Raw genomic sequence first — 16225 nt, forward strand, 5'->3', positions numbered from 1 at the left:
GGCAATCCCGGTTATCATCCCGCCCATGGAACTCCGCCAACTTCGCTACTTTGTTGCCATCGTCGACCACGGGTCACTGTCGCGCGCAGCCCGCGTGCTGCACATCGCGCAACCGGCGTTGACCCAGCAGATCCAGCAACTGGAAGAGGAACTCGGCGCACAATTGCTGCATCGCAGCGCACAGGGCGTGCTGTCAACTGATGCCGGCAAGATCTTTTATGAGCATGCGCAAGCGATCCTAAAACAGGTCGACGACGCCAGGTCGGCGGTTGCCCAGTCTGCCGACAAGCCATCCGGCACGGTGGCATTGGGAATCCCGCAAAGCGTATCGAACGCGTTGGCGCTGCCGTTGCTGACCGCGGTGCGCCAGACCTATCCGGAAATCTCACTGCAGCTGACCGAGGAATTGTCCGGCACACTGATCGACCAGCTCAAATCCGGTCGCATTAATCTCGCGGTGCTGTTCGATGATGGGCAACTCGGCTCGTTTGCAACAACGCCGCTGGTCGAAGAAGACATGATGTTCGTGACGCGTGCAGCGTCGCAGTTTGCACCGAAGGCGGCATCGATTGCACTGGCCAAGGCGTTGCAGGTGCCGCTGATCCTGCCCGGATTGCAACACGGCGTGCGTCCACGGATCGAGAACTGCGTGCGTACCGCCGGACTGTCGGTGTCGAATGTCATCGACATCAATTCTGTTGCTATCCTGAAATCTGCGCTGCTTGCCGACATCGGGGCGACGATCCTCCCTGTCGCGCCCCTGCTGTCGGAAATCGAACGCGGCCTGCTTGTTGCGTATCCGATCAGCGACGTCCGGATGTCGCGTACCGTGGCGCTCTGCTACTCAAAAAACATTCCACTAACCAACGGCGCTGCCGCGGTACGCCGTCTGGTCCTCGCTATCACCCGGGACTTGTGTGAAAGCGGCCAGTGGTCAAGCGCCGAGGCACTAGGCTCCTGAGTCGCTCGACGCACAAGGTATAAGTTTAACTTATACCCCCATCCGCATTCCATATTTGCATCTGTTTGTCGCCCGCCCTACACTTCAGGTCATAGCAGATTCACACCAGAGTTTGCTGCATGGATCCGACAACGATCCGGCGACATTGGCATGAAGTCCGTCTTACCCGACAGCCTTAATGCCAGGCGCTATCTGAAATCACCATTTTGGAGACAATGTAATGCAAGCCGATACAGCAGTGGCCACTGCTGGGCTGACAGACGCCGTATCCACCGGCGCTTCTGCTCTCGCCCCCGTCAAACTCGACGACAAATACACCCTCACTTCCGGCAAGATTTTTCTTTCGGGCATACAGGCGCTTGTACGTCTGCCGCTGATGCAGCGTCAGCGCGATCTGGCGGCTGGACTCAATACCGCCGGTTTCATTTCCGGCTATCGCGGCTCGCCTTTGGGCGGGCTCGATGAAACCCTCTGGAAGACACAAAAGATCCTCGAGGAAAACCATGTCAGGTTTGTCCCTGGCGTCAATGAAGACTTGGCGGCGACCGCGGTCTGGGGTACGCAGCAGGTCGACCTGATCGGACCGGCCAAATACGATGGCGTGTTTGCGATGTGGTACGGCAAGGGACCGGGCGTGGACCGTTGCGGCGACGTCTTCAAGCACATGAACCATGCCGGCACCGCAAAGCACGGCGGCATCCTGCTAGTGGCCGGCGACGACCATGGCGCGTACTCATCGACGCTGCCGCACCAGTCCGACCATATCTTTTCAGCCTGCATGATCCCGATGCTGTATCCCTGCAACGTGCAGGAATACCTGGATCTCGGCTTGCACGCCTGGGCGATGTCCCGTTATTCCGGTTGCGCGGTCGGCTTCAAGGCACTGGCCGATACGGTCGAATCGACCGCCTCGGTCGATGCCGATCCCTTCCGCCTGCAAATCGCCTACCCGACCGATTTCGTGATGCCGGAGGGCGGACTGAATGCACGGCTGTCGACCGACACGCTCGGCATCCAGGCGCGCAAGCAGGAAGCGCTGATGCAGGACTACAAGATCTATGCGGCCCTGGCCTATGCGCGCGCCAACAAGCTTAACCACACCACCATCGACAGTCCGAACGCACGACTGGGCATCATTGCCTCGGGCAAGTCTTACCTCGATGTGCTGGAAGCGATGGAAGAACTCGGCATCAATGAAAAGATGGCCGCCGACATCGGCATCCGCCTGTTCAAGGTATCGATGCCCTGGCCGCTGGAGCCGGACGGCGTGCGCGAATTTGCCCAAGGTCTCGATGAAATTCTGGTGGTCGAAGAAAAGCGCCAGATCGTCGAATATCAGCTCAAGGAACAACTTTACAACTGGCGTGATGACGTCCGCCCGCGTGTGATCGGCAAGTTCGACGAAAAAGGCGAATGGGTGCATCCACGCGGCGACTGGTTGCTGACCTCGAAAGCCGACTTTTCGGTCGCGCAGATCGCGCGCGTAATCGCGCAGCGCATCGCCCGCTTTCATACCAGCGACCTGATCAAGGCCCGCCTGACTTTCCTTGAAGCCAAGGACAAGGTGCTGACCAAAGCGGTGAACACGCCGCCACGTCCGGCCTATTACTGCTCCGGCTGCCCGCACAATACGTCGACCAAAGTTCCCGAAGGCAGCTTTGCGCTGGCCGGTATCGGTTGCCACGTGATGGCCACCGCGATCTACCCGGAATTCAACAAGCTGACCACGCACATGGGCGGTGAAGGCGCACCATGGATAGGCCAGGCGGCATTTTCCAAGGTGCCGCACGTATTCCAGAATCTGGGCGATGGCACCTATTTCCATTCCGGTTACCTGGCCATCCGTGCAGCGGTCGCGGCCAAGGTCAACATGACCTACAAGATCCTGTACAACGACGCGGTTGCGATGACCGGCGGCCAGCCGGTGGACGGCACGGTCTCGGTGCCGATGATCGCGCAGCAGATGGCGGCCGAAGGCGTGCAACGCATCGCGCTGGTCACGGAAGACCTCGGCCGCTACCAGGATCGCTCGTCACTGCCGGCCAATGTGAGCTTGCACGATCGCAAGGACATGGATGCGGTACAGCGCGAATTGCGTGAAGTGCCGGGCGTCTCAGTCCTGATTTACGACCAGACCTGCGCTGCCGAAAAGCGCCGCCGTCGCAAGAAAGGCGAATACCCCGACCCCAACAAGCGACTGTTCATCAATGCCGCGGTGTGCGAGGGGTGTGGCGACTGCGGCGTGCAATCGAACTGTACCTCGATCATGCCGCTGGAAACCGAATTCGGCCGCAAGCGCACCATCGACCAGTCGTCCTGCAACAAGGACTATTCCTGCGTCAAAGGCTTTTGCCCGAGCTTTGTCACAGTCGAGGGCGGCACCCTGAAGAAATCGAAAACCGGCACCGCGAAACAGGATGATTTCGGCGCCCTGCCCGATCCGGCTTTGCCAGGCTGCGACGCACCGTACAACATCCTGCTCAACGGCATTGGCGGCACCGGTGTGATCACCATTGGCGCCCTGCTCGGCATGGCTGCGCACCTCGAAGGAAAAGGCGTATCGGTGCTGGACATGACGGGCATGTCCCAGAAGAACGGTTCGGTCACCTCGCATATCCGTATCGCACGCACGCCGGGCAGCATCCGCGCTCAGCGCATCGCGACCGGCGAGGCCGACCTGGTGCTTGGCTGTGACATGCTGACAGCAGGCGCAGCCGATGCCATCGCCAAGATGCGCGCCGGACGCACACGCGCCGTCGTCAATACGCACCAGCAACCGACCGGGCATTTCGCCAAGAGCCCGGACTGGCAGTTCCCGTTCGAGGAAGTACAGACGCTGATCAATGAATCGGTCACCAACCGCGCCGATTACATCGATGCGACACGCCTTGCGACCGCCTTGATGGGCGACGCGATTGCCACCAACCTGTTCATGCTCGGTTTTGCTTACCAGAAGGGCGCACTGCCGGTCTCCGAAGCAGCACTGCTGCGGGCAATCGAATTGAATGGGGTTGCGGTCGAGTCAAACAAGAAAAGCTTCCTGTGGGGACGGCGCGCCGCAGTCGATCTTGCACGCGTCGAACGCATCGCGGTACCGGCTCAGACCGTTACCGTGCAGATGCCGGAAAGCCTCAATACCCTGATCAAGCGGCGTGTCGCATTTCTGACCGATTATCAGGATACCGGGTATGCGGCGCAGTACGAGCAGCTGGTCAACGCCGTGCGCAATGCCGAAGCCGCGTTGGGCCAGGGCGACAAGCTGGCGCGGGCGGTAGCGAAGTCATATTTCAAGCTGATGGCGTACAAGGATGAATATGAAGTGGCACGTCTGTACACCGACGGCCAGTTCGTCGAATCGCTGAAGAAGCAGTTCGACGGGGACTTCTCGCTCAAATTCAACCTGGCGCCGCCGCTGCTCGCCAAAAAGGATGCCAAGGGCCATCTGGTCAAAGCGCAGTATGGTTCCTGGGTATGGCAAGGTTTCCGCGTATTGGCAAAGCTGAAGAAACTGCGCGGGACGAAGCTCGATGTGTTCGGCTATACCGCCGAGCGCAAGATGGAGCGGCAGTTGATCGCCGAGTACCGCGCCATGATCCTGTCGCTGCTCGACACACTGAGCGCCGACCGGCTTGCACTGGCAATCGAGATTGCCGGCCTTCCGGAAAAAGTACGCGGCTTCGGGCATGTCAAGGAGTCAGCAGTGCAGCAGTATCAAACGCAGCGCAAAGCCTTGTTGGAGAAATATACGGCTGTGCAGAAAGGCTTACCGCATGCGGCATGACGTCCTGTAACGTCAGGGTGGTCGCGTGCAACCCCAGCACGCGACCACGTCGGTCTTCGCTCAGGTCCGACTAATAGACCGCTTGCGATTGACATTGCCCGAAGCCTTATCCCTGAAACCTGCGCAATCCATCGAGATCGAGCACGGTAATGGCGCCGTATTCGGCGCGTACCAGTCCCGCATCCTCAAGCACGCGAATAGCGCCGTTGACGCGCTGTCGCGATGCGCCACACAAGTAGCCGATCTCTTCCTGCGAAATTTTCAGCTGATGGCTGATACCCGGATTGAGGTGCGGATTGAACAGTGCGGCGAGACACCGTGCAAGGCGCGCGTTAGTGTCGAGCATGCGATCATACTCAACCAGTGAAATGAACAGGCTCAGACGCTCGTTGAGCAGCGTCATGACGAAACGGTTGAAGCCGATGCTGTTATCGAGCAGATGAAGAAAAGTTGCACGTGGTATCTCGGCTAGGCGGGTATCGCGCAAGGCGACCACATCGTATTGCCTCGGCCCGCTCTTGAGCAGCGAGCCCTCGCCAAACCAGGCGCCGGTCAGGACCCCGGTAAAAGTAATCGACTTGCCTTCCGGCGAAACGCTACTCATCTTCAGCAAACCATCGATGGTACCGATCCAGCAATCAACGGGCTCGCCCTTGCGACAGACATAGCCGCCCGCCGGGACGAAACGCTCGACGACATCCTGTTCGACCTGCGCCATTTGCGTAGCGGTGAGCGAATGCGCCCATGCGGTCTGGCGAATCATGTTGATGAGAGTGATGGGGGTGGATGTCATGAAGTCGCAAGGTGATGAATTGATATCCGTTGATATCGGCTGCTGCAACTGATCATAACCGCAGGCGCAATGCGTGCCAAGCATGGTGGTACACGAATGCTGTTATCCAAGAATACTGTTGTCCAATCTTGCGCATTGCATATTGCAGAGCGCTCAGCGCAATCACGCGGCATGACGATTGCTGACATAATGTACGGGCTCGCGGGCATCCCGCTTCCGTGGCGTTGCCGCATGCTGCATTCGCCTGCATTGGCAATCGGCGCGGCATACTCCTACAACCGAATCCCTTATGAATATTGGCATGCTCTACGCCGCCACGGCTTACGCGCTGTGGGGCATCTTTCCCCTATATTTCAAGTCGCTGCAGGAAATCCCGCCACTCGAAATTCTTCTGCATCGCATGGTGTGGTCGCTGGCCTTCGTCGTGGTGGTGCTGACCTGGCGTCGCCACTGGGGATGGCTGCGGGGTGTCATGCGTCAGCCCAAAGTGCTGGCAGGTTTCGCGGCCAGCGCGGTGCTGCTGTCGAGCAACTGGTTCATCTACATCTGGGCGGTCAACAACGGCAACGTGGTCGAGGCCAGTCTCGGTTATTTCATCAATCCCCTGTTCAACGTGCTGCTGGGATCGCTGCTATTGCGCGAACGCTTACGCGTGGTGCAGTGGATGGCCGTCGCGCTGGCAGCCTGCGGTGTTGCCTGGCTGACCTGGCATGGCGGGCATTTGCCATGGATTGCGTTGCTGCTGGCCGCGACGTTTGCGTTTTACGGCTTGCTGCGCAAGACCGCATCGCTGGGTGCGCTGGAAGGCCTTGCACTGGAAACGCTGTTGCTGTTTCCGGTAGCGTTTATTTATCTGGCCGTGTTGACGAGCCAAAGCCATAACGCCTTCATCACAGCGTCGACCAGTACGCAACTGCTGCTGGCGGCATCCGGTCCGATTACAGCGATTCCATTGCTGCTGTTTGCGGCCGGAGCGCGGCGTATTCCGCTATCGCTGCTGGGACTGCTGCAATATATCGGACCGACGATTCAGTTGCTGCTGGGCGTGTGGCTTTACCATGAGCCGTTTGGCGGGGCGCGCCTTGCCGGATTCGCGTTGATCTGGGGCGCACTGGCGGTGTATTCGCTGGAGGGATTGTGGCAGGCATGGAGCCGCAAGGCGTCCAACGCCTGACTTCAACGCACGCCGGAAACCGGCGCATCCTACGCCGTCAAATCATGATCTGCGTACCCAGTTCAATCACGCGGTTCGACGGTACCTGGTAATAGTCCGCGGCCCCGCGCGCATTGCGTGACATGCCGACGAACAGGTGCTCGCGCCACGGCGCCATCCCGGCGCCAGGTCCGTGGATCACGGTCTGGCGGGCGATGAAATAGGAAGTTTCCAGGGATTCGAATGTGAGTCCGAATTCAGCAGCAGCTTCCAGCGCTTGCGGAATGTTGGGCTCATCCTTGAAGCCGTAATGCACGTTAAGCTGATAGCACTCATGACCTAAGGCGTACACACGCACACGCTCGGCCAGCGGTACCCATGGGACTTCATGAATTTTCACGGTCAGGAAGATGACCCTTTCGTGCAGCACCTTGTTATGTGACAGGTTGTGCAGCATCGCGTGCGGCACACCATCGGTTTCGCCGCGCAGATAAATGGCGGTGCCAGGAACACGTATCGGCGGCGCAATGAATAGCGACTCCAGGAAAGCGTCCAGCGGAATCGCATGTTTTTGCAGGTTATCGAACACCAGTTCGCGGCCACGCTTCCAGGTCAGCATGGTCGTAAACAGCACGATACCCAGTAGTAGCGGAAACCAGCCGCCATGCAGAATTTTCAATGCATTGGACGAAAACAGCGCGACGTCGATGATCAGGAAAAAGCCGGTGGCGAAGAAGCACAGCAACAGGTTGTAGTGCCAACGGTAGCGAATCACAAAAAAAGTCAGCACCGTGGTAACCAGCATCGTGGCGGTGACGGCGATACCGTACGCGGCGGCCAGGTTGCTTGACGAGCCGAAGCCGATCACCGCGAGCACCACGATGGCAAGTTGCAGCCAGTTCACCATGGGCAGGTAGATTTGTCCCATTTCAGTTGCCGACGTATGCTCGACGCGCATTCGCGGCAGAAAACCCAGTGCGATCGCCTGCTTGGTCATCGAAAACGTACCGGAAATCGTGGCTTGCGACGCGATCACGGTTGCTATGGTTGACAAGGCCACCAGCGGATAAATGCTCCAGGGTCCAAGCTGCTGGAAGAAGGGGCTGTCGACCGCCTCAGGGCGGTGAATCAGGAGCGCGCCCTGGCCCAGGTAGTTCAGAGCCAGGCCGGGAAAAGCAACCAGGAACCATGCCATGCGTATAGGCTTGGGACCGAAATGCCCCATGTCGGCATAGAGCGCTTCCGCACCGGTGAACGCCAGCACGACTGCGCCCAGTGCGATAAAGGCGACCAGCCCGTTCTGAGCCATGAATTTCAGCGCATACAGTGGATTGAGCGCGGCGAGGATGACGGGAGCTTCAATGATATTGACAATACCCATGACTGCCAGTGTCGCAAACCAGACCACCATGATGGGACCGAACCATTTGCCGATGCCGGCGGTGCCACGCGCCTGCAGCGAATAAAGACCAACCAGGACGATTACCGTCAGCGGTACGACGAAAGGCTCCAGTCCGGGCGCTGCGACTTCCAGTCCTTCGATGGCCGAGAGGACCGAAATCGCCGGTGTGATAATGCTGTCGCCGTAAAACAGGGTGGCGCCGAATAAACCCATTACCATCAGCGGAAAATAGAATCTCCCTGAGCGGCTGACCGACGACAAGGCGAGCGCCATGAGGGCCATGATTCCGCCTTCGCCGCGGTTGTTGGCGCGCAGGACCAGCGTGACATACTTGAGCGAAACGATGACGGTGAGTCCCCAGAAAATCAGGGACACGATACCCATGATGTTGTCGGGGGTGAGCGGAAGTCCATGCTCCTTGGAAAAGACTTCTTTCATGGTGTACAGCGGGCTGGTGCCGATGTCGCCGTAAACAATGCCGATTGCCGCCAGCGTAAGGGGGGCAAGACCGGACTTGTGATGGGAATGTGCCACGTGTGGTGTTATGTTGTTATGGTGCATTGCACAATAGGAGCTGTACGACGGAATTGCAAGTGAATTTTGACATGCCTGCGAACACGCGCGCATGCGCCACTTCAATGGTGATGGTGAAGTCGCCCTGACCGCTAAACACAAAATTCCTCAACAATGCTTTACCGCAGCTTGCCAATCCGGTTTTCCCTCTCAGGCCGCGCCTTCGTAAGGCATGATCGGTTATGCTTGCATTCTTCCTCTTTTAGGGCGATTTCTCGATCTCTGATATTCCTATGGCTCAATACGTCTATACCATGAACCGCGTGGGCAAAATTGTCCCGCCCAAGCGCCAGATTCTTAAAGATATTTCGCTTTCTTTCTTTCCCGGCGCCAAGATTGGCGTGCTTGGCCTGAACGGCTCGGGCAAATCCACGCTGCTCAAGATCATGGCAGGTATCGATAAGGAAATCGAAGGTGAAGCCGTCCCGATGCCGGGACTGAACATCGGTTACCTGCCGCAGGAACCGCAGCTGGATCCCGAACAGACCGTGCGCCAGGCCGTCGAATCCGCGCTGGGCGAAGTCTTCGAGGCACAGGCGAAGCTGGACGCGGTGTATGCCGCCTATGCGGAGCCGGATGCCGACTTCGACGCGCTGGCCGCCGAGCAGGCTCGGCTGGAAGCGATCATCGCCGCCAGCGACGGCAACAACGTCAACCTGCAACTGGAAATGGCAGCCGATGCATTGCGCCTGCCGCCCTGGGACGCCAAGATCGGCGTGCTGTCCGGTGGTGAAAAACGCCGTGTCGCACTGTGCCGCCTGCTGCTGTCGAAGCCGGACATGCTGCTGCTGGATGAGCCGACCAACCACCTGGACGCGGAATCGGTGGACTGGCTCGAGCAATTCCTGCAGCGCTTCCCGGGTACCGTCGTCGGCATCACCCACGATCGTTACTTCCTTGATAATGCGGCCGAATGGATTCTCGAGCTTGACCGCGGCCACGGCATTCCCTGGAAAGGCAATTACAGCTCGTGGCTGGAGCAGAAGGAAGCCCGCCTGAAACAGGAGGAAGCGACCGAGTCCGCGCGCCAGAAAACCATTGCCAAGGAACTAGAGTGGGTGCGCCAGAATCCGAAGGGCCGCCAGGCCAAGAGTAAGGCGCGTCTGGCCCGCTTCAATGAACTGTCCGAACACGAATACCAGAAGCGCAACGAGACCCAGGAAATTTTCATTCCGGTTGCGGAGCGCCTCGGTAATGAAGTCATCGAATTCAAGAATGTGAGCAAGGCCTTCGGCGATCGCTTGCTGATCGACAACCTCAGCTTCAAGATCCCGGCGGGCGCCATCGTCGGCATCATCGGCCCGAACGGCGCCGGTAAATCGACATTGTTCAAGATGATCGCCGGCACAGAACAACCGGATAGCGGCGAAGTGGTGATCGGCCCGACAGTCAGACTGTCTCTGGTCGAGCAGTCGCGCGAACAACTCGAAAACAAGAAGACGGTATTTGAAGACGTCTCGAACGGTGCCGACATCCTGACCGTTGGACGATTCGAAATGCCATCGCGCGCCTATCTCGGTCGCTTCAACTTCAAGGGCGGCGATCAGCAGAAGATCGTGGGTAACCTGTCCGGCGGTGAACGCGGACGCCTGCACCTGGCGAAGACGCTGCTGATGGGCGGTAATGTGCTGCTGCTTGACGAACCGTCCAATGACCTCGACGTCGAAACCCTGCGTGCGCTGGAAGATGCGCTGCTCGAGTTTGCCGGCAGCGTGATGGTGATTTCGCACGATCGCTGGTTCCTCGACCGGATTGCCACGCATATCCTGGCCTTCGAGGGCGATTCACAGGTTGTATTCTTTGACGGTAATTATCAGGAATACGAAGCCGACAAGAAAAAGCGTCTGGGTGAGGAAGGCGCGAAGCCCAAGCGTGTCCGCTACAAACCGGTTACTCGCTGATCCGGAAAAGGCGCCAACGCGCTGCTATCTTTCCTGAAAAACGCCCCGCCAGCCGGGGCGTTTTTTATTGCAATGTTCAGACTGGCTGGCCGAGCGAGTTGCCCGTTAAAAGAGCTTTTCCGCGAGATGAACTTCGTTGTGTGGCGACGGCACATTTTTTCCATAGGCTCATAATTTTCCACCGGCCCATTCATGCTTGAATCCACACTCTTCATCCGGCAAGCCTGAGCGTCAACCTGCTGCCTGCTTGAGCTGCCTCAAACCTTATTGCACCGGCCATAAGCCCTCCGACACGCGTCCTATAGTACAGCACCACGCGTCTGCAACGATGTTGGGGACGCGCCTGACTCAATGCAACAATAACCAGGACAGGTGCAATATGAAGAAACTTTCCATTATGGCCATCGTAGCTTTTCTTGCCGGCTGTTCGGGCATGGGAATGCATCAAGGAAGTGGGATGTCCAGCGGTACCAGCATGATGAGCGGCGACGGCCGCATGCACAGCGGGATGATGGGTGGTGCGGGTTCATCCGAACGACAGTGGACAGGCAACAACCGTCATGACTCCGCCTCGGACCCGTACTTCGGCGGTTAACTTCAGACAATTCAGACAACTTGGCATCGTCGGCCGATGGATAGCATGGTGAACGCGTCTATCGGCCGCTTTTTCTTCCAGCCAGTTCAAATGTCAGGTTTCCCCAGAAACTATCCCAGTCTACCTCCGGCGCATCGACGGCCGGTACCATATGCACCACGCTGATCATCCAGGGTCCCGCATAGGGCAGGCCGAAACTGACCTTGCCGTCAGCCCCGGTACGTGCACGGATCATGATGGTTTGCCCTTCGCGTTTATGCCATGCCTTGACCAGGGCGTTTGGCAATGGCTTGCTGTCAAAAAACAGTGTGAAGCTCAGGTTGTCGCCTGCCGACTTGGCCAGCGGGTCCGAAGTCGGCACGATTTCCAGGCGTTGTCCTGTCAGCGCCGCATAGCTGCCATCGGACTTGCCGCCGACACGTAACAGGGTTTTGACGTTACGCCGGTAGCGTTCGCGCCCGGGCGCAGTGGCGTTGCCTGCGTCTTCGCGCTGGCGAATGATGTGGTCCAGTCCCTCGTCATGCAGATAGGCGTGAAATTTATCCGGTGCGAGCGCAATCTGGCTGGGATTGCTGTCGTAGGCCAGCATGTAAGTGCCGGAATTCGGGAAGGTCATCTGCAAATCCGGTAGCGCCGTGTCGGTCGGCAACTGCCTCTGCAGATCACGTGGATTGCCTTTTGAATAGAGCAGCAGCGCAGCTGTTTGCCTTGACGCGATAGGCAACAGGTCGCCATGGAAATATTCCCCGACATGCAGCGTAATCGACGTGGATGCGCCGACGCCCGGTGAAAACGGCTTTGCCATCATCCAGAACTCATGTGCGGCGGCGGGCAAGCTGGTGAGCAATGCAAGAACAGCGCATGCAGCGCTCAGGCGTTTTATCATTTCGGATTCAGTGTCGGTTAGCGATGGACATGAAGAACAGCCAGGACAGTCAGCGCGCAAGGCAACGCTGCCCCTTAATCGATTGTACGAGCGCTCCCGTTATCCGGATTCATGTCATTTCGCATCATTTGACTTGCGGTTTATGAATCATCAGGAAGAAATGCGCCTTGGCCCCGAACACACGTTTATGCCCGACATCGTGCTTTGGCGAACCCGGCAGCATCTCGGCGAAGCGGTACAGCGCAGGACCGTCCACCAGGTTCAGCACAGACTCTGATGCCCAGCCATGATGGCCCGTCTTGCCGAGAATTCCGCGCCATACCGGTATCGGCAGCAAATGAATGAGTGGCATGCCAGTATTGAATTCAATCGGATGCCGGCGGTTGGAGGTCGACACAAAAACGCCTTTCCGGGCGACGCGGTACAACTCCTTTACCAGCGCAAATTGCCGGGCATTATTGCCGACGTGTTCGATCACTTCATTGCATACCACCCAGTCGAATGCGCCGTCGGAGAATGGCAGAAGCAGTCCTTCTTCTTTGGCTATCGGCGCACCGCGCTGGGCCGGGCCGGTCACGGGCGGTTCAATCTGATAGGACAAAATGCGGGAGCGTTCCTTCTGGTCGCTCCACATGCTCAGGTAATCCGGCTTTTCGAACAGCGTTGCCGGCATCATGCCCACATTGAGCGTGGTGTCGTTGGCGTTACCCTTCTTGAATTCCAGAAAGGACTCGAATAGCTTGCGTCGCTGTGCTGCCAGGATCTTGTCAACAAATCCCCCAGCTGGTGCTTCGCTGTATCGCGCATGGATTGCGTTCTTCATATCTTCCTTCTCCCCAGATAAAGTGGTCCGGCAAGCTGGTTTGGCGCAGACCTTCAAACAATAGCCGGCGCAGCGAACTGCCATGCTGGATTTTCTCCTTGCACATTATTCAATGCGGCTGCAGAACAGCGGTTGTGAAAACACAAGCGCCATGTCTTCGCAAGATCGCCAATGCGTTAAAAAATTTCCCAAGGGAACATTTCCGGACAGCACCGGTCTATTGCCCATCAAGGGCTGAACAGCGCTTTGATATTGGATGGATGCACTTATCAGGAAACCATGGAACAAGTGTTAAGCGTTTTGTATGGTGTCTCCGGCCTCGCCGCGACGGCTCTATATATCCCACAGATTTTGCGCTACCACCGTGATCCACTCATGCGCCGTTCGATTTCTCTATTGACTTGGGGCGGATGGATAGGCGTTACCCTGGTTACGATCCTGTATGCCATTTATGTCGTAAAAAGCCCATTGTTTGCCCTGGTCGCCGGTATTAACGCGCTTGCGCAACTCACCGTACTGGCCTATGGCATAACAGCGCGCATTTCTGGAACGCTGCACGAACACCAGGGCAGGCAAGCGCTGCATACGGTAGACTCAAACTTTTCCTGAACGTTGGAAAGAGGCCATAAAAAGGTCTTGATATCGAGCAGCGTTATTTTCTTTCCCGACCTATAATCGGCTTTCGGTCATGTCAGGAGTGGCTACACTGCAGAAAGCTCTCTGCACGGCGTTATACCTTATGTTTTCCACACGCAGCCCCACCTTAATACGCAATCCGCAGCGGCGAAGGTATGCACTATCCCTGCTGCTGGCGTTGGTGCTTGCCCCTGCCAGGCAAGGCATGGCCAGTACCGGTGCGCCGCTCGTTGAGGTGCAGATCGGCGTCGGCCTTACCAAGCCGCCGTATATCATGGGCTCCGGGGCAGGCGGTCTTGAATACGAAATTGCCGAAAAAGCACTGGAAGCCGGCGGCTACAAGATGGTTGCCCAACATTTGCCACCAGCCCGCGCCTTGGCACTGCTGCGCGCACATCACCTTGATGGCATGCTGAGTGTTACGGAAGGCATTGGCGGCGAGGAATACATTTCCGAACCCTACCTGCATTATCAGAATTTTGCGATTTCCCTGGCCAGTCGGCAGGTCCGGCTGCGCGGGATAGATGATTTACGCTTGTATTCGGTCGCCGCGTTCCAGAATGCCAGCCTGGTTCTTGGCGACACCTACAAAAATGCCGTCACCGGGCACCCGGCGTACAAGGAATATCCGCAGCAGCTGACCCAGAACAAGTTGCTGTTCACCGGACGGGCTGATGTTGTTGTGACGGATCGCCTGGTGTTCCGATATCTATCGCGGCAACTCGAATCGCCCATCAATTCGGTGCAGACGTTGACCTTCCATCCCTTGTTCCCTCCGAGTCCTCGGATGGCGGCGTTCCGTGACATTGCGGTTCGTAATGGATTCAATACCGGGCTCAGGACGATCCGACAGAACGGCACGTATGGCGCGATTCTCAAAAAATACCAGGAATTCCTTCAGCCCTGAATGGTGATTTCCTGTGATTCATCATCTCTGGTGCGCGGTACAGTCCTTGCAAGCTAACGCAAATGCAAGACACTTGAGAAACATCAAATTCGAGCGTGGTGGCCTGGTTTATTGAATGACCATGTCCGGCACCTTTTACGGGTGCCGCTTTTGTATTTGCTTTCGAGCTGCACCATGAAATGGACCATTGTCTCGCTGTATTTGGTCTCGGTTTTTCACATTCACTTCCGCGGCCGCGTGCGGCTGCCGATTTTCCGGCAGTTGTTTGATCACTCGTCCTTCATGGCGCCGATCAACCTGTTCCTGCACACGTTCTCACATGTACCGTCGACCCCCTATTTCGATGTGCATAGGTTTTCCGAACTGGAGGTTCTGCAGCAAAACTGGCAAGTCATCCGTGCCGAAGCCTTGCGGCTGCAAGCTGCGCAAAAGATCAGGGCCGCAGAAAAAAATGACGATGCCGGATTTAATTCTTTTTTCAAATATGGCTGGAAGCGCTTTTACCTGAAGTGGTATGACGCCAGCCATCCGTCGGCCGAACGGCTGTGTCCACAAACGGTCGCGTTACTAAGAGGCATTCCGTCAGTGAAGGCGGCGATGTTTGCCGAACTGCCGCCCGGCGGCAAGCTGAATATGCACCGTGATCCATTTGCCGGTTCGTTGCGTTATCACCTCGGACTGGTCACACCGAACAGCGACCGCTGCTTTATTGAAGTGGACGGCGAGCGTTACAGCTGGCGCGATGGCGAAGGCGTCATGTTCGACGAAACCTTCATTCACTGGGCAAAAAATGACACCGATAGCAACCGTATCATCCTGTTCTGCGATGTTGAACGGCCGATGCGCTATCGCTGGGCGCAAGCGGTCAACCGCTTTCTTGCACACACAATGATGACCGCAGCCAGTTCGCCAAACGAGACGGGCGACCAACTCGGCGGCGTCAACAAAGTGTTTCGCTTTGCATGGGCAATGGGACAGTACCGGCGCCGCTTCAAGGCATGGAACCGCATGGTGTATCAGGTCACCAAGCTCGGATTGATTGCCGGACTGGTGGCATTGATTGTATTTGCCTGAATCCCGCGCGTTACTTTAACCGGATCACGCCGCAAGCGACGCGCTTGCCGGAATTACCGGTAGGCTGAGTTTTCATATCGTCCGGATCGGCATGGACGATCAGCGCCTTGCCGACTATGCTGTTCGGTGCGTCTTTGGCAAGACTGAAGTCGCTCAAGGGAACTGCCATCTGCATTACTGCGTTGCCGGCTGCATCGGCGTTCAGGTTACCAAGGTCACCCGCGTGATGTCCCGAATGCGCCGGGTCACCATGCGGTTTTGCGGAAGGATTGAAGTGGCCACCCGCACTTGTTGCGTCAGGTGCGCTGCAGTCGCCCTTTTCATGGATATGGAAGCCATGCAGTCCCGGCTGTAAGCCATCGATGCGCGCATCGACGAGGATTTTGTCGCCTTTCTGCACAAAACTGACGGCGCCGTTGGTCTTGTTGCCTTGCGTCGGGCTGAGCTGCGACACGGCGATGGGGGTGGGCATTCCATGACTATCGCCGGACTTACCGGACATTCCGGCGCAGCCGGTGAGAACGACACTGCCAAGCAGCACGCTGGAAATGATGCGCATACGAGACCTCCTTTTATTGAATGCTTTTGATTGACGCGGTTGAAACGTCCCCGCGTTTATACATATTCTCATGCAACGTAATTTTTTTACAATCTCAACATACGGTGTTTGATCTTGCCCAAATGCATCAGGGCGGATGCGCAGACGGACCGCTAACACTAAGAACGGATTTCATCGTAGT

At 57.4% G+C, this 16225-nt stretch carries 13 protein-coding genes; 8 read left to right on the forward strand and 5 right to left on the reverse strand.

Annotated features, from left to right (window positions below):
* Nucleotides 1-25 precede the first annotated feature (25 nt).
* A complete protein-coding gene (locus tag ASE07_RS00170; protein WP_057288781.1) occupies nt 26-961 on the forward strand; it encodes a LysR substrate-binding domain-containing protein in 936 nt (311 codons plus the stop codon).
* A gap of 220 nt (nt 962-1181) precedes the next feature.
* On the forward strand, nt 1182-4742 hold the full coding sequence (locus tag ASE07_RS00175; protein WP_057288782.1) for an indolepyruvate ferredoxin oxidoreductase family protein: 3561 nt from the start codon (nt 1182-1184) through the stop codon (nt 4740-4742).
* Between the two features lie 106 nt (nt 4743-4848).
* On the opposite strand, the gene ASE07_RS00180 is transcribed toward ASE07_RS00175, so the two are convergent.
* Nucleotides 4849-5535, reverse strand: coding sequence for a Crp/Fnr family transcriptional regulator (locus ASE07_RS00180; protein WP_057289047.1), 687 nt, complete (start codon nt 5533-5535; stop codon nt 4849-4851).
* A gap of 289 nt (nt 5536-5824) precedes the next feature.
* Here ASE07_RS00180 and rarD point away from each other — a divergent pair, with 289 nt between their 5' ends.
* Nucleotides 5825-6709: an EamA family transporter RarD gene (gene rarD, locus ASE07_RS00185; RefSeq protein ID WP_057288783.1), complete on the forward strand. Its 885-nt coding sequence runs from the start codon at nt 5825-5827 to the stop codon at nt 6707-6709.
* A 37-nt stretch (nt 6710-6746) separates the two neighbouring features.
* Here rarD and ASE07_RS00190 read toward each other — a convergent pair whose 3' ends face one another.
* Nucleotides 6747-8624, reverse strand: a complete 1878-nt coding sequence (locus ASE07_RS00190; protein WP_156396308.1) for a potassium transporter Kup — start codon at nt 8622-8624, stop codon at nt 6747-6749.
* 272 nt (nt 8625-8896) lie between these two features.
* Between ASE07_RS00190 and ettA the strand changes: the two genes are divergently transcribed.
* The gene (gene ettA, locus ASE07_RS00195) at nt 8897-10564 is read left to right on the forward strand and encodes an energy-dependent translational throttle protein EttA (protein WP_057288785.1); all 1668 of its coding nucleotides are present in this window, start codon (nt 8897-8899) and stop codon (nt 10562-10564) included.
* Between the two features lie 379 nt (nt 10565-10943).
* Nucleotides 10944-11159, forward strand: coding sequence for a hypothetical protein (locus ASE07_RS28550; RefSeq protein ID WP_156396309.1), 216 nt, complete (start codon nt 10944-10946; stop codon nt 11157-11159).
* Between the two features lie 58 nt (nt 11160-11217).
* Here ASE07_RS28550 and ASE07_RS00200 read toward each other — a convergent pair whose 3' ends face one another.
* Together ASE07_RS00200 and ASE07_RS00205 are read right to left on the reverse strand one after the other, a co-directional pair.
* Nucleotides 11218-12045 (reverse strand): DUF4198 domain-containing protein, encoded by an 828-nt coding sequence (locus tag ASE07_RS00200; RefSeq protein WP_057288786.1) that lies wholly within the window; start codon nt 12043-12045, stop codon nt 11218-11220.
* A gap of 124 nt (nt 12046-12169) precedes the next feature.
* Nucleotides 12170-12868, reverse strand: a complete 699-nt coding sequence (locus ASE07_RS00205) for a class I SAM-dependent methyltransferase (protein ID WP_057288787.1) — start codon at nt 12866-12868, stop codon at nt 12170-12172.
* A gap of 279 nt (nt 12869-13147) precedes the next feature.
* On the opposite strand from ASE07_RS00205, the gene ASE07_RS00210 reads away from it, so the two are divergent.
* The 3 genes from ASE07_RS00210 (at nt 13148) to lpxO (ending at nt 15485) form a co-directional block, all read left to right on the forward strand.
* Nucleotides 13148-13477, forward strand: a complete 330-nt coding sequence (locus ASE07_RS00210) for a hypothetical protein (RefSeq protein WP_057288788.1) — start codon at nt 13148-13150, stop codon at nt 13475-13477.
* A 130-nt stretch (nt 13478-13607) separates the two neighbouring features.
* Nucleotides 13608-14411 (forward strand): substrate-binding periplasmic protein, encoded by an 804-nt coding sequence (locus ASE07_RS00215; RefSeq protein ID WP_162256851.1) that lies wholly within the window; start codon nt 13608-13610, stop codon nt 14409-14411.
* A 174-nt stretch (nt 14412-14585) separates the two neighbouring features.
* Nucleotides 14586-15485, forward strand: coding sequence for a lipid A hydroxylase LpxO (lpxO, locus tag ASE07_RS00220; protein ID WP_057289048.1), 900 nt, complete (start codon nt 14586-14588; stop codon nt 15483-15485).
* Between the two features lie 10 nt (nt 15486-15495).
* On the opposite strand, the gene ASE07_RS00225 is transcribed toward lpxO, so the two are convergent.
* The gene (locus tag ASE07_RS00225) at nt 15496-16044 is read right to left on the reverse strand and encodes a superoxide dismutase family protein (RefSeq protein ID WP_057288790.1); all 549 of its coding nucleotides are present in this window, start codon (nt 16042-16044) and stop codon (nt 15496-15498) included.
* Nucleotides 16045-16225: the final 181 nt, after the last annotated feature.

This window comes from Noviherbaspirillum sp. Root189 (assembly GCF_001428545.1).
In the GTDB taxonomy this organism is placed as follows: domain Bacteria; phylum Pseudomonadota; class Gammaproteobacteria; order Burkholderiales; family Burkholderiaceae_D; genus Noviherbaspirillum.